This is a genomic window from Oceanomicrobium pacificus (assembly GCF_009833495.1).
GTDB lineage: Bacteria > Pseudomonadota > Alphaproteobacteria > Rhodobacterales > Rhodobacteraceae > Oceanomicrobium > Oceanomicrobium pacificus.
In genome coordinates this window covers 53,249-66,958 of sequence record NZ_WUWG01000006.1, presented here as the reverse complement: position 1 = coordinate 66,958, position 13,710 = coordinate 53,249, and the positions used below count along the sequence as shown (strand labels likewise).

Annotated in this window: 13 protein-coding genes and 1 tRNA gene; 9 read left to right on the top strand and 5 right to left on the bottom strand. The window is 64.5% G+C overall.

The genetic code is table 11. The annotated features are described in order from the left end of the window. Positions 1-151 precede the first annotated feature (151 nt). Positions 152-1,174, bottom strand: a complete 1,023-nt coding sequence (locus tag GSH16_RS13375) for a sugar ABC transporter substrate-binding protein (protein ID WP_160855942.1) — start codon at positions 1,172-1,174, stop codon at positions 152-154. 151 nt (positions 1,175-1,325) lie between these two features. Between GSH16_RS13375 and GSH16_RS13370 the strand changes: the two genes are divergently transcribed. The 4 genes from GSH16_RS13370 (at position 1,326) to GSH16_RS13355 (ending at position 5,872) form a co-directional block, all read left to right on the top strand. After that, positions 1,326-2,543: an ROK family transcriptional regulator gene (locus GSH16_RS13370; RefSeq protein ID WP_205524114.1), complete on the top strand. Its 1,218-nt coding sequence runs from the start codon at positions 1,326-1,328 to the stop codon at positions 2,541-2,543. A 226-nt stretch (positions 2,544-2,769) separates the two neighbouring features. Next, on the top strand, positions 2,770-3,000 hold the full coding sequence (locus tag GSH16_RS13365; RefSeq protein WP_160855938.1) for a hypothetical protein: 231 nt from the start codon (positions 2,770-2,772) through the stop codon (positions 2,998-3,000). A 167-nt stretch (positions 3,001-3,167) separates the two neighbouring features. After that, positions 3,168-4,424 (top strand): class I SAM-dependent methyltransferase, encoded by a 1,257-nt coding sequence (locus GSH16_RS13360; RefSeq protein ID WP_160855936.1) that lies wholly within the window; start codon positions 3,168-3,170, stop codon positions 4,422-4,424. Further along, complete coding sequence (locus GSH16_RS13355) at positions 4,421-5,872, top strand: sulfatase-like hydrolase/transferase (protein ID WP_160855934.1); 1,452 nt, start codon at positions 4,421-4,423, stop codon at positions 5,870-5,872. The genes GSH16_RS13360 and GSH16_RS13355 overlap by 4 nt, the downstream gene beginning before the upstream one ends. A 123-nt stretch (positions 5,873-5,995) precedes the next feature. Here GSH16_RS13355 and GSH16_RS13350 read toward each other — a convergent pair. The 4 genes from GSH16_RS13350 to GSH16_RS13335 form a co-directional block, all read right to left on the bottom strand. Beyond that, positions 5,996-6,072: transfer RNA gene (locus GSH16_RS13350), tRNA-Arg, on the bottom strand. Positions 6,073-6,155: 83 nt separating this feature from the next. Beyond that, a complete protein-coding gene (locus tag GSH16_RS13345; RefSeq protein WP_328803231.1) occupies positions 6,156-7,508 on the bottom strand; it encodes a sensor histidine kinase in 1,353 nt (450 codons plus the stop codon). Between the two features lie 95 nt (positions 7,509-7,603). Then, the gene (locus GSH16_RS13340; RefSeq protein WP_160855930.1) at positions 7,604-9,016 is read right to left on the bottom strand and encodes a dihydrolipoyl dehydrogenase family protein; all 1,413 of its coding nucleotides are present in this window, start codon (positions 9,014-9,016) and stop codon (positions 7,604-7,606) included. A 1-nt stretch (position 9,017) separates the two neighbouring features. Then, on the bottom strand, positions 9,018-9,710 hold the full coding sequence (locus GSH16_RS13335) for a TVP38/TMEM64 family protein (protein WP_235913231.1): 693 nt from the start codon (positions 9,708-9,710) through the stop codon (positions 9,018-9,020). A gap of 393 nt (positions 9,711-10,103) precedes the next feature. Here GSH16_RS13335 and rpmH point away from each other — a divergent pair, with 393 nt between their 5' ends. The 5 genes from rpmH to GSH16_RS13310 all read left to right on the top strand — a co-directional run bounded on the left by rpmH (position 10,104) and on the right by GSH16_RS13310 (position 13,663). Further along, the gene (gene rpmH / locus GSH16_RS13330; protein WP_160855926.1) at positions 10,104-10,238 is read left to right on the top strand and encodes a 50S ribosomal protein L34; all 135 of its coding nucleotides are present in this window, start codon (positions 10,104-10,106) and stop codon (positions 10,236-10,238) included. Positions 10,239-10,261: 23 nt separating this feature from the next. Beyond that, on the top strand, positions 10,262-10,732 hold the full coding sequence (rnpA, locus tag GSH16_RS13325; protein WP_160855924.1) for a ribonuclease P protein component: 471 nt from the start codon (positions 10,262-10,264) through the stop codon (positions 10,730-10,732). Then, positions 10,729-11,019 carry a membrane protein insertion efficiency factor YidD gene (gene yidD / locus GSH16_RS13320; RefSeq protein WP_205524113.1) on the top strand — a complete coding sequence of 97 codons (291 nt, stop codon included), beginning with the start codon at positions 10,729-10,731 and terminating at the stop codon, positions 11,017-11,019. The genes rnpA and yidD overlap by 4 nt, the downstream gene beginning before the upstream one ends. Next, positions 11,006-11,875 (top strand): tRNA 2-thiocytidine(32) synthetase TtcA, encoded by an 870-nt coding sequence (ttcA, locus tag GSH16_RS13315; protein WP_160855920.1) that lies wholly within the window; start codon positions 11,006-11,008, stop codon positions 11,873-11,875. The genes yidD and ttcA overlap by 14 nt, the downstream gene beginning before the upstream one ends. A 114-nt stretch (positions 11,876-11,989) precedes the next feature. Further along, a complete protein-coding gene (locus GSH16_RS13310; RefSeq protein ID WP_160855918.1) occupies positions 11,990-13,663 on the top strand; it encodes a putative bifunctional diguanylate cyclase/phosphodiesterase in 1,674 nt (557 codons plus the stop codon). The last annotated feature ends 47 nt before the right edge of the window (positions 13,664-13,710 follow it).

Sequence of the window (13,710 nt, the reverse complement as noted above, 5' to 3'; positions counted from 1 at the left end):
AACCGCCCGCGGGGCACGCGGGCGGCAACCCGTCAGATCGGGTGATTAGGCAGGGCGGACGGGCCTTGCGTCAAGCCGCCCTCTGCCGGGGCATGTCAGGCAGGCCCCGGGGCCGCGGGGAAAGCGGCCCCGGGGTGTCACGCGCGGGGGCTCAGCCCCAGCAGCGGTCCATGCCCTCTTCGACCGAGATCGACTCGACCCCGTCAACCGGCTGGTCGGTCACGAGGCTGACGCCGGTGTTGAAGAATTCGAGTCCCGGCGAGGGTTCCGGCTTGGTGCCGTCCGCGGCCCAGGCGGCAATCGCCTCGATCCCCTTGGACGCCATCAAGAGCGGATATTGCTGCGAGGTCGCGCCGATCACACCGTCGGCCACGTTCTGCACGCCCGGGCACCCGCCATCGACGGACACGATGAGCACGTCATTTTCCTTACCGAAGGCTTTCAGCGTCTCGTAGGCGCCGGCCGCGGCCGGTTCGTTGATCGTGTAGACGACATTGATGTCGGGATCCTTCGACAGAAGGTTCTCCATCGCGGTCCGCCCGCCTTCCTCGTTGCCGGCGGTCACCTCGTTGCCGATAATGCGCGGGTCATCCTCGTCGCCCCATTTCGACACATCCTTCACATCGATGCCGAAGCCCGTCAGGAACCCCTGATCGCGCAGCACCCCGACCGAGGGCTGGCTTTCGGCCAGATCGAGCATGGCGATCTTGGCGTCGGCCGCCGCATCACCGAGCGTGGCAGCCGCCCATGCCCCGATCAGCCGCCCGGCCTCGAAATTGTCGGTGGCGAACGTGGCATCGGCCGCGTCGATCGGCTCAAGCGGCGTGTCGAGCGCGATGACCAGCAGGCCGGCATCCCGCGCCTGTTTCAGCGGATCGACAATGGCCTTCGTGTCGGAGGCCGTGATCAGGATGCCCTTGGCGCCCGAAGCGATGCAGGTCTCGATGGCCGCGACCTGGCTTTCATGGTCGCCATCGACCTTGCCGGCGAAGCTCGACAGGTTGATCCCCATCTCCTCGGCCTTGGCGGTCGCGCCTTCCTTCATCTTCACGAAGAAAGGGTTGATGTCGGTCTTGGTGATCAGACAGGCGCCGATATCCTGCGCCATGGCCGGCGTTGCGGCACCGGCAAGGGCCAGCGCGGTGCCGGCCAGAAGCATCTTGGTCCGAGTCATAAAGTCCTCCCGAGTTTTGAACCTTCTCCGCCCTGACGGCGGAGGGCGCGGGTCAGAATATGCGGCGTCCGGCCGGAGTCAATTAATAAATCAGATTGATTTATATATTAGCCTGATTGACACTCACGCAACCGAGCGCCAAGAGGCAAATGTGAGCGACGAGTTGAATGATGATGCGGAAAAGAAGGTGCCGAACCTTCAGGGCGGGTCGAATCAGGCCCGCGTCCGCGACCATAACGAACGGCTGGTCCTGACGCTCATCCGCCGCCATGGCGCCCTGTCACGGGCCGAGATCGCGCGCCAGACCGGCCTCTCCGCCCAAACGGTGACGGTCATCATCCGCGCGCTGGAGGCCGACGGGTTCCTGCTGCGCGGCACGCCTGTGAAGGGGCGGGTCGGGCAACCGTCGATCCCGATGCGGCTCGACCCGGATGCGGCCCACAGTTTCGGGCTGAAGGTCGGGCGCCGCTCCGCCGAACTGGTGCTGATGAACTTCTGCGGCGATGTGATCGACCATCTGCGCCAGCCCTACAAGTTTCCCCGCACCGGCGACATTCTGGACTTCGCGCAAACGGGCATCCGCAAACTGACAGGGCGCATCCCGAAGGCACGGCGCGACCGGATTGCGGGCGTCGGCATCGCGATCCCCTACGAATTGTGGAACTGGGGCCTTCAGGTCGGGGCGGATGCGACGGAAATGGACGCCTGGCGCCGGTTCGACATCGCGGCAGAGATTGGCGCCGCCGCCGGGCTGCCCGCGCAGGTCCAGAATGATGCCACGTCGGCCTGCGTGGCCGAACACGCGCTCGGGCGCGGATCAGAAGTCGACAATTTCTTCTATGTTTTCGTGGGATTCTTTGTCGGCGGTGGCGTCGTGTTGAACAATTCCGTGCTCGATGGACCGGGCGGCAACGCCGGTGCGCTCGGCGCCCTGCCGGTCCCGGCGCGGTCCGGTGCCGGCGCCGAACCGCTGATCGATGCCGCGTCCATCCTCGGACTGGAACAGCGCCTGCGGGCCGAAGGCCGCGATCCGTCCGTCCTCTGGGACGGATCGGACAATTGGTCGGATCTGGGCAGCGTCGTGGATGACTGGATCGCGGAGGTGGCAGAAAGCCTCGCCACGGCGGCCGTCGCCATCTGCGCGGTCGTCGATTTCGGCACCATCGTGATTGATGGCGGGTTCCCCGACGACATTCGGGAGAAACTCGCGGTCGCGACCTCGGCGGCGTCGGAACGACGCGACCGGCAGGGGCTGAGCCCCGTGCGTTTCGTCACCGGCTCCATCGGCCCGAGCGCGCCAGCCATGGGCGGCGCCATCCTGCCCATCGTCGCGCGGCACTTCATCAGCCAGACGGCAATCTATCATTGATGTGGTGGCCGGATTTCGGGCCGAAACACGGTTCAGTGTGCGAGAGTTCGCCTCTTATCTCCCTATAACGCGCGCATGACAGTTTCTTGACAACTCGATGACGGGGCAGGCATCGTTGCGGGAACAGAACAGGTCGGACGCAACCGATCGGTGAATACGGCCTGTCGCCCGACGGTCTCCGGCATCCGGCGATGGCAATTCGAGCAGAACAACAGGAGCATCAGCCGTGAATCTCGTCACCCGACTGTCACTCGCCAGCCTCGCTTACGTGCTGCTGACCATGCCCGCGCATGCCTATATCGACCCGGTTACAGGCAGCATCCTCTTCCAGGCCATCGCAGGCGGTTTTGCCGCAGCCCTCGTCGCCATCAAGAGCTTCCGAGAGAAGGTCTTCGGCTTTTTCCGGAAGAAGCCCGAACCACAGGACGACACAAGCGAGGTTGAGTCCGAAGGGTGACAGGTTCAACAGGAGCAGTGCGCAACCCGGGCTCTTTCCGGGACAGTTCGGGCTATGTCTTCAGACATGAAGACAGGATCATCCGCGGCCTCACATCTTCGTCTGCCGAGACGTTTTCAAAGCTCAAAACATCTGGGCTCCTCGACGCGCTCGCAGTCCAAGGGCTTATGATCGATACAAATGCGCTGGATGCGGGCGCGGATTTGCGCTCTCAGTTTCGCGGCGCCCGCGGAGAGGACATTGTGGCGCTCTACGAGCACCCGCGCCTTCCCGTCGTGACCTATCCCTATGAGTGGGTCTTTTCTCAACTCAAGGACGCGGCCTTGCAGCACCTGTCGTTGCAACTCGTCGCGTTTGACAAGGGCTACGTCCTGTCCGACGCCACGGCCTACAACATGCAGATGTTTGACGGCCGGTTTCTTCACATCGATCCGCCTTCGTTGCGCCCGTATGAGGACGGAAAACCCTGGGCCGGTTACAACCAGTTCTGCCGACAGTTCCTGCTGCCGCTTTTACTGGAAGCTTGGTCAGGTCTCGGGTTCCAGTCGCTCTATCGCGGCTCGATGGATGGGATCCGCTTCGAGGACGCACTCGCCGTTCTGCCAAAGAGCAAGATGATGCTCAGCCCGACCGCGCTCTTCCATGTCTGGATGCACGGCCGGTCTGTTCTCAAACGATCCGATTCCAGCAGCTCGTCCGCCAACCGGGCTGAGCAGGCGCAGGTGCCGAAGGCGCATTACCGCGCCATTCTCCAGCAACTGCGGGACTTCATTGCGGGTCTCAAATCCGACCGCCGGCCGGACAGCTACTGGAGCGACTATGCCGAGCGCAACAGCTACTCGGACGCGATGAAACGCGACAAGAGCGCCTTCGTGTCCGAATGGGCCGCGCGCACGAAGCCGGGTATTATCTGGGATCTGGGCGGCAATACGGGTGATTTCTCCCGAGCTGCGCTCGACGGCGGTGCCGGGCTGTCGGTACTGATCGACGGGGACAATGACAGTATCGAGGCCGCTTGGCGCAACCGCGCCCGCGACGGCGGCCGGATCATCCCGGTACTGATGAACCTGCTCGACCCCAGCCCGTCCATGGGTTGGCGGCAAATGGAACGCCAGGGGCTTGCGGAACGTGCACCCGCTGACGGCATCCTCGCGCTTGCCGTGCTCCACCATATGGTGATCGGGGGCAACCTGCCGATGTCCGAAGCCGTCGACTGGCTGATGAGCCTTGCCCCAACGGGCATCATTGAGTTCGTGCCGACCACCGACCCGATGGTGCGGGGCCTGATGGCCCATCGCGATGAGCTGGCGTCGGATTATTCGCCGGAGACGTTCATGCGCGCCGTCGAGGCCAACGGGCAGGTCGGAACCACGAAGACATTCGAAGAGAACGGCCGGCTACTGGTGGAGTATTCCACCACATGACCCAAATCGACCGATCCGTCCTGTGGGCCAATACGCTGCTTTGGGCAGCGTTCCCGCTGAGCGTCCTCAATGAAATCGGATACCGGCTCCACGATGTGGAAATGTATCTGGTCATCGGGCTTTTCGGTGCAATTGGTTTCGTAACGGCCGCGACCCGCAGCAGGATCGTACTCGCGGTCTCTTCGGTGGTTCTAGCGGTGCTCTATTTCGACACCTACCTCGATCTGACGCCGTGGCTGGCTGTCTTCCTGCTCCATGTCATTGCAGTGTTTGCAGCTTGCATGTTTTTCGTCCCGCGTCAGACGACGCAGATCGTCGCCGCCTTCGCCTTGATCTTCGGCCTCACGTCCTTCCTGTCGCCGCAACCTGTGGGATTTGTCACCACCGGAAGCCATGAAGGGGTTTCAGCGCAGTCGGACAAGAAACTCGTCTACGTAATACTGGACGAGAAAAGCTCGCCCTTTTACGGCGACACGACGGTCGAACATCATATCTCACCGGATGAGATGGCAGCGTATTACGTCTCGCGCGGTGCGACCCTGTTTGCGCGCGCCAGAAGCCTGAGCAGCAACACATTGGGATCAGTGACGTCAGTATTGAGCCTCGACTCGCTTCCACGGAACTATCGAAAGAACGACAAGGCCGACTATTTCGGCAATTCCATCGTCAACAACGCATTGCTGACGGAATTGGAGCAGCGGGGCTTCCAGCAGACATACGTCCAGAGCACCCATCTGGGATTTTGCACGCCGTCGGAGCGTGTCGTCTGTCTGAACTATAACGGCCTAGGCAATGTTCAGGCATTCGGGGACCAATCGCTATCGATGAGGTCGGCAATCAGCCTGCGGGTTTTCATCGATTATCTGGAGTTCAAGAAACTCGGCTATTTGAAACGGGCGCGAGAACAGATTCTGCCGAAAACCAGCGGGAGCATGGACGACGCACCGCGGATGCCGCTGATGGTCGATTTCCTGCAAGGGCTTCCGGAGGCGGTTGCCGACATGCAGCCGGGATCTGCACTCGTGGCCCACATCATCATTCCGCATTTTCCCTATATCTACGATGAGGAATGCCGACTGCTACCGGTATCGCAATGGCGATCGGTCAAGTATCGCACGACACCCTATGCACCGGACGAGGTCGAAGAACTGTTCAACGGCCACTGGCGGCAAGCGCGGTGCGTCGACCGCCTGATGGCACCGCTTTTCGAACAGGTGGCCAAGCAGGATGACACCACGCTCATCGTCCACGGTGACCACGGGTCACGTATCTATCGCTACACGAAGGCCGCTGATGCGGAAGCCACAAAAGATGATACGCTTTTCACGACATTGGCCGTGCATCGCCCCGGAGAAGAGGCAGAAGCCGTAATGACCGAAATACCGCTTCAGGACACCGTAGGAGCGATATTGAAGGCGTTTTTGCAGTCGGCTGATGAGACCCGGTAGGCAATCAGCCTGAGGTGGTCGCCGTGGTGTCAATCCGCGTCGCGGTATATGCCGGAACGTGACCAGTTTGGCAGGAGCAACCTGAACTTCTGGGTCACATCTCGAGAATGTTTGAAAGGGAAGTGGCGCACCGGGGAGGATTCGAACCCCCGACCCCTTGATTCGTAGTCAAGTACTCTATCCAACTGAGCTACCGGTGCAGGCGAGGTGCGGTTTATAGCGCCCGGTCAGGCTTGGCAAGAGCGAAATCGACGGAAATCCGGCTTTCCCTTGCGTGCACCTCTCAGCGCTTCCGCGGCAGGACCAGCAGGAAGCAGGTGCCGTCCTGTGACGTGGCCTCCAGTTCCAGCGTGCCGCCCAACGCGTGGGCCAGCTCCCAGGAAATGGCGAGGCCGAGCCCGGTGCCGCCCTGCCGCGCGCCGCCCTCGAACGCGCGGAACAGGTGGTCCCGCGCCCGCGGTGGCAGGCCCGGTCCGCTATCCTCCACGCGGATGTGGATCTCTTCCCCGATCTGCTCGGCCCTGATCGTGACGGTGCCCGCGACCTTGCTTGCCTCGATCGCCTGTCGCGCATTGCGCACCAGATTGGTCAAGATGCGGAACAGGTGGTCGCGGTCGGTGACGAGCGTGATCGCGGGAGATACTTTCCGGTCGAAATCGACCAGATCGCCCGTTTTGCGTAGCGCATCGTTTTCCAGAACCTCGTCGGCAATGTCGCGCAGCACCACCTTCTGGAATGTGGGCGCCGGCTCTTCCGCCTTGCCGAAGGTGAGCGTGCTCTCGCACAGGGTCACCGCACGCTGCAGCGCACCCAGCAGCTTCGGCGCGGTGCGCGCCACGACCGGGTCGGAACTGACCTCCAGCCGGTCGGCCAGAAGCTGGCTCGTGGTCAGGATATTGCGCAGATCGTGGCTCACGCGGGCCACCGCCCCGCCAAGCGCCGCGAGCCGCGCCTTCTGCCGCAGGGACTGGCTGAGCGCGACCTGCAGGTCCTGCAACGCCTGTTCGGCCTCGTGCAGCTCGCGGATCTGCGAGCTCGGCTCGATGATCCGCCGCGCGTCCGCCGGATCGTCGCGATAGGACATCATATTGTCGACGACCTTGGTGATCGGGCGGACGAGCAGCCCGCGGACCGAGAAGAAGAGCAAAGCGGCGGTGATGATCGAGATGAGCGCGGACAGCCACAGGATGTTGAGCCCATAGTCGCGCATCGCCTCCTTCACCGGCCGCTCGTAGAGCACTGTCTCGATCTCCAGCCCCGCGCCCTTGATCGGCTGGCCGATGATGCGGATCACGCGGTCATCGGGCGCGAACAGGCAGCGCAGCGCATCTGTGATGAGCTGCATGGGAGAGGCATCGCGCAGGTCGAACGTCTCGTCCACCGGCGCAGGCATGGGTTTGGAGATGATCAGTTCGCGCACTTCATTGCGGCGCAGGACGATGTTGATGACGCCCGCATTGTCGAGCAGCTCGTCAGCCAGTTCCGGCGCGACCATATCGTCCGGCGTCGCCAGTACCGACAGCGAGGCAAGCTGCGCCAGTTCCAGCCGTTCCTGCAATTCTGTCATGCGGAAGCGCGCGACGGAAGGGACGAAGATCAGGATCTCCGCCAGCATCACGAACAGAATGGTCAGCAACAAAAACCGACCTGATAGAGATTTGAAGAAACCCATCTGTCCCGCCCCGAACTGTCCAGAGATTAGGCAGCGCTCCGGTTGGGAACAAGGTGTAGTCAGAATTTCTGAACGAATTGGACGATGCGTCGCACAAGCGGCGAATCGAAGAGGCGCGGCGTGTAATACTGCCCCGCCGCGCGTTTCGACAGTTCGCCCAGCGTCGGATAGGGCGACACCATGCCCGCCACGTCGCTGATCTTCAGCCCCGCCGACAGGGCCAGCGCCCAGAGCTGGATGACCTCGCCCGCCTGCCGCCCGACGACGGTCGCACCCACCGGGCGCCCCCGATAGACCATGACCTTGATGAACCCGTCCGTATCGCGCTCGGCGCGGGCGCGGTCATTCTCGGCATAATCGAACGTGAGGATCTCGACCCTGTCGCCGTGTCTGTCGCGCGCCTGTGCTTCGGTCAGGCCGACCTGCGCAAGCTCCGGGTCGGTATAGGTGACCCATGGAATATGGTCGGTTTTGGCCTTGGCTGGCAGGCCGAGCAGCGCCGAGCGGATCACGATGCCCGCATGGTAGCCCGCGACATGGGTGAACTGCATGCCGCCCGCCGCGTCGCCCACCGCATAGACCCGCCGGTTGGAGCTTCGCAAACCCGCGTCGACGATGATGCCGCGCCGGTCCGCCTTGATCCCGGCTTTGTCGATATCGAGCCGGTCGTGATTGGGCACCCGCCCCACGGCCAGAAGCAAATGCGATCCGGTAACGCTCTGGCCCTCTCCGAAACAGACCTCCACGCCTGCCGGCACATTTGCGACGGAGGTCACGCCGGCACCCTCGTGGAGCGTGATCCCTTCCGCGCGCAGCCGCTCTATGACCAGCGCCGCAGCGTCCGGATCGTCCTTCCCGAGCGCCCGTTCGGCCTCGATGACGGTGACCTGCGCGCCGAGCCGCCGGTGCGCCTGCGCCATTTCCAGCCCGATCGGCCCGCCGCCGACGATGATCAGGTGATCCGGCAGGTCGGTCAGGTCGAAAAGCGACTCGTTGGTCAGGTAGGGCACGTCCGCGATTCCGTCGATCGGCGGCACCATGGCGCGCGATCCGGTGGCGATGACGAACCGGCGGGCCCGGACTTCGGTCCCCTCGACCGCCACGCGATCGTCTCCGGTGAAGCGGGCCATGCCGCGCAGAACCTTGACGCCGAGCCCCTCGAACCGCTCTTGCGAATCGTGGGGTGCGATGCCCGCGATCACGCCATGCACATGGTCGTGGACGGCGCCGAAATCGACCTGCGGTTCCACTGGTGCAATGCCGAATTTCGCGCCGGCCCCCATCAGATGGGCCTGTTTCGCCGCCGCCAGCAGCGCCTTGGAGGGCACGCAACCGGTGTTGAGGCAGTCGCCCCCCATCTCGCCGCCCTCGATCAGCACGACGCGCGCGCCCATCTGCACTGCGCCGGCGGCAACCGACAGGCCGCCCGAGCCCGCGCCGATGACGCAGAGATCCGTCTCGATCAGAGCCATGTCAGGCCTCCTTGCCGCGGCGCAGCGCCTTGATGAGAATCGGCAGCGCCGAGAGTGCGCAAAGCCCGAGGATCGGGCCGAGAATCTGCCATTCGAATATGATCCCGAGATCGGGTGCCTCACCCCGGTCGAGGAGCGCGCCGAGGCCCGACCCGACCCAGGCATAGACAAAGGTGCCGGGGATGATCCCGAAAAATGTCGTCAGCACGAAATTGCGCAATCCCACCCCGAGGAAGGCCGGCGCCAGGTTGGCCAGCCAGAACGGCACGACCGGCACCAGCCGGATGAGCAGCAGGTAGCTGACCTCGTTTTCATGCACGCCGCGCTCGATCCGGGCGAAGAGCCCTGCCCCGTCGCCCGTCAGCTTCTCGCGCAGCATGTCGCCGAGCCCGGTCTTGGCGGCCAGGAAAATGAGCGTGGCGCCGAGGGTCGCGGCCACCACGGTCGCGGGCGCGGCGACCCAGACGCCGAACAGGAACCCGCCCGCGAGCGTCAGCGGCGCGCCACCCGGCAGGGAAAAGCCCACGACCACGACATAGAGCCCCATATAGGCCAGCAGAACGGTCAGGAAATGCGCGTCGCGCCATGCGGTCAGTCGTTCGTGATTCTCCGCCAATGTCTGGTAGCTGAGCCGGTCCCCGAGTGTCAGATAGCCGATGACCGCCACCGCGAGGATAACGAGAATCGGCACCATCCGCGCCCAGCCGCGCGGGCTTGCGGCGCCCTCCGGCCCTGAAACGGCACGATCGGGGGCTGCGGCCGATGTCTCGGCGCGGTGTGTGTCAGGCGTGGTCATCCAAAATCCTCGGGGCGCGCGTGGGTGCTGTGCACAGTCAGACCAGTAAGTCGTTCGTCTTACAATGAAGACGAGGCCTGCTCACGGCTCCTTGATCCCGATTGACCATTGTTTCAGAAAGGGGCCAGACACCGGGTTTCGCAGCCGCAAAAAAGCGCGGATCGCGAATTGACTTCCCCGCAAACTGCTCCTAAACAGCGGTTTCTGATTTCAGGGCTGACGACTCCGTCGCGGTGGACGCGTGTCTCGGCCAGTGCGGGGACCACCCCGCGCACGACCAGGAGACGAGAAATGAAACGCACCTACCAGCCGAGCAACCTCGTTCGGAAACGCCGTCACGGCTTCCGTTCGCGCATGGCGACCAAAAACGGCCGCAAGATCCTGAACCGCCGTCGCGCGCAGGGCCGCAAGAAACTGTCCGCGTAAGGCCGGTTCACTCAGGAACGACCATGGCACCGCCGGAGCCCGTGAACCGCGCCGGATCTGAGGATCCCGCCGGGGCACAGGCGCCGGCGGTCACCGTTCCTGCGCTTGCCATCCTGAAGAAGCGCCGGGATTTTCTGGCCGCGAATGGCGGGCGGCGGGCGGCGACGCCCGGATTTGTCCTGCAGGCCCGCGACCGGCGCGGTGCGGCACCCGATGCCCCGCCCGTTCGCGTCGGCTTCACCTGTTCCAAGAAGGTCGGCAATGCCGTTGCCCGCAATCGCGCCAAGCGCCGGTTGCGCGAACTGGCGCGCGCCGAGATCGTCCCGCACGGACAGGCCGGATGGGACTATGTGCTGATCGGCCGCCGCGATGTGACCGCCCGCCGCGACTTTGCACGGATGCGGGCCGAGCTGCGCCGCGCGCTCGACATCGTGCATGGGCAAGCACCATCGCAGAGCCACAAAGGTCCGCGCGCCGGGGCCGGCGACACATGAGCCCGCTCGCTGCCATCGTGGCCCTGCCTGTGCGCGCCTACAGGCTCCTTCTGTCGCCCTGGGTCGGCATGTACTGCCGCTACCAACCGACATGTTCAGCCTATGCGCTCGAAGCGCTGGAAAGCCACGGCGCCCTGCGCGGCAGTTGGCTGACCGTGCGGCGCATCGCGCGCTGCCACCCGCTCGGCGGATCGGGCCACGACCCGGTGCCGCCGCCCGCGGACCGAAAGGCGGGCCGCGCGGCCACCCCCGACACTGACAGCCGAGGACAGGATGCTGGACGATAGCGACGATATCCACCTGCTCTTTCAGGGCAGCCCGCGCAGCACCGAGTTCCGCAAGCTGCGCAAGCGGATCATCCGCCAGACCCGCGAGGCGATCGAGGATTTCGGCATGATCGAGCGCGGCAGCCGCTGGCTCGTCTGCATGTCGGGCGGCAAGGACAGCTATACGCTGCTGGCCGCCCTGACCGAGTTGAAATGGCGCGGCCTGCTGCCGGTCGAGCTGCTGGCCTGCAACCTCGATCAGGGCCAGCCGGGCTTTCCCTCCACCGTTCTGCCGGAATTTCTGGAACGCATGGGCGTGGAGCACCGGATCGAATATCAGGACACCTATTCGATCGTCACCGACAAGGTGCCCAGCACCAAGACCTATTGCGCGCTCTGTTCGCGTCTGCGGCGCGGGCATCTCTACCGGATCGCGCGCGAGGAGGGCTGCAGCGCGGTCGTGCTCGGCCATCACCGGGACGATATGCTGGAAACCTTCTTCATGTCGCTCTTCCACGGCGGGAAGCTCGCGACCATGCCGCCGAAACTCGTCAATGACGAGGGCGACCTCTATGTCTACCGGCCACTTGCCTACGTCGCGGAAGCGGATTGCGAGAAATTCGCCCGCGCGCTCCAGTATCCGATCATTCCCTGCGACCTGTGCGGCTCGCAGGACGGGTTGCAGCGCCAGCAGGTCAAGCGGCTGCTCGACGAGTGGGAGGCCAACTATCCCGGCCGGCGGCAGATCCTCTTCCGGGCGTTGACCAATGCCAACCCGAGCCACCTTCTGGACAAGAGCCTGTTCGACTTCGCGGGCCTGACCCGGTCGAAGCTGCCCGACGGGACGGCCACACGGCCTGCGTCCCGCAAAGACTAAAATTGTCTGCAAAATTGTCGTGGCGCGGGATTGTCCCGCGTGACGTGGTTAAGGGTTTGAGCGTCATTGCCGCCTAGGCTCCCTGCTCACAACGGGTGAGTTCAGGAGGCCGGATTGAGATCGGGGCGCAAACTGACGCGGCGCTATTATGCGCTGCTCCTCAGCGGGGTCGGGCTGCTTTTCGGCCTCCTGTTCGGCGCGCTCCTGCTGGAGCGGAACATTTCCGACCTGGCTGCGCTCGCCGGTGCCGCCGGGGCCGACCCGGCAGCCATTGCGCCGCTTCAGGGACAGGCGGAACGGCTCCTGTTCTGGGCCCATCCGATGCGCGTCTCCGTCGGGCTTGTGCTGGGGGCGATCGGTCTGTTCGTGTTCCGGCCGCTTGCCATCCGCCGCGCGGCCATCGTGCGGGAGGTCGTGCGCGCCCGCAGCGATGCCGCCTATCAGCGCAGCCATGATCCCGTCACGGGACTGCCCAACATCATCGCGCTGCGTGACCGGCTGACCCAGCTCTCCGCCACGGCCCAGGCGGACATCCATGTCGCGGTCATCCGCATCCAGGTGCGCGCCTTCAAGGCGATCTCCGACGCGATGGGCAGCGCCGCGGGGGAGGAACTGCTGACCGAAAGCGCGCGGATCATCGGCGACAATATCCGCCGCGGCGACATGCTCTGCCGGATCGGGACGGACGATTTCATCATCCTTCTGTGGGACCGGGATGCCGGGCGGGCGGCCTCCATGGCAGGGCGGATCAGCGACCTGCTGGCGCGGCCCGTGCGGGTGCGGGATACGATGCGTGTGCCCGGCGCCCAGATCGGCATCGCCGCCGCGACCGGCGCCAATATCGACGGGGAGGCGCTTCTGGCCAATTCCTCCCTTGCCCTGCGGGAGGCCGAGGCCTCCGGCGGCGATCTGGTCTTCTACGAACCCGCGATGCGCACCGCGCTCGTGCGGCGCGAGGCGATTTCGCGTGATCTGGACGAGGGCCTGCGCCGCGACGAGCTGGAACCCTATTTCCAGCCCCAGATCGACCTGCGCACGGGCGCCGTGATCGGGTTCGAGGCTCTGGTGCGCTGGTTCCACCCCGAACGCGGCTTCCTGTCGCCGGCCGACTTCCTCGACGTGGCGGAACGCACCGGCCAGACCGAGCAGATCGGGGAGATGATGCTGCGCAAGTCGCTCGACGCGCTGGACCGCTGGGAACGCGCGGGCCATGTGGTGGACGGGGTGGGGCTCAACTTTTCCACGGCGGAACTGTGCAACACCGGTCTGGTGGACCGGATGAACTGGACCATCGACAAGGCGGGGATGGACCCGTCACGGATCCGCATAGAAATCCTCGAAACCGTGCTGATCCCCGACACGGGCGAGGAGGGCGACCTGCGCGTGCTGCGCAACATCGAAGCCCTCTCGCGCGCGGGCTTCACCATCGAGTTTGACGATTTCGGCACCGGCCACACCTCCATCTCCAACCTGCGCCGGCTCGCCATTGACCGGCTGAAGATCGACCGGAGCTTCATCACCGGCGTCGACAGCGATCTGGAGCAGCAGAGCATGGTCACGGCCATGGTCCAGATGGCCGCCGCCCTTGATATCGAGACGCTGGCCGAAGGGCTTGAGACGGAGGGGGAAATGCGGGCAGTGACCGATCTGGGCTGCCAATATGGTCAGGGCTATATCATCGGGCGCCCGATGCCCGTGGCCGACACGTTCGACTGGCTCGACAGCTGGCCGTCGAGCAATGTCTGCACCCGGCTCGGCGCGGCCAAACCCCAACGCCACTTGGCCTGAGACGCGAAAGACCTTGACCTTTCCTGCTCAGAACGGTTGAACGCTGC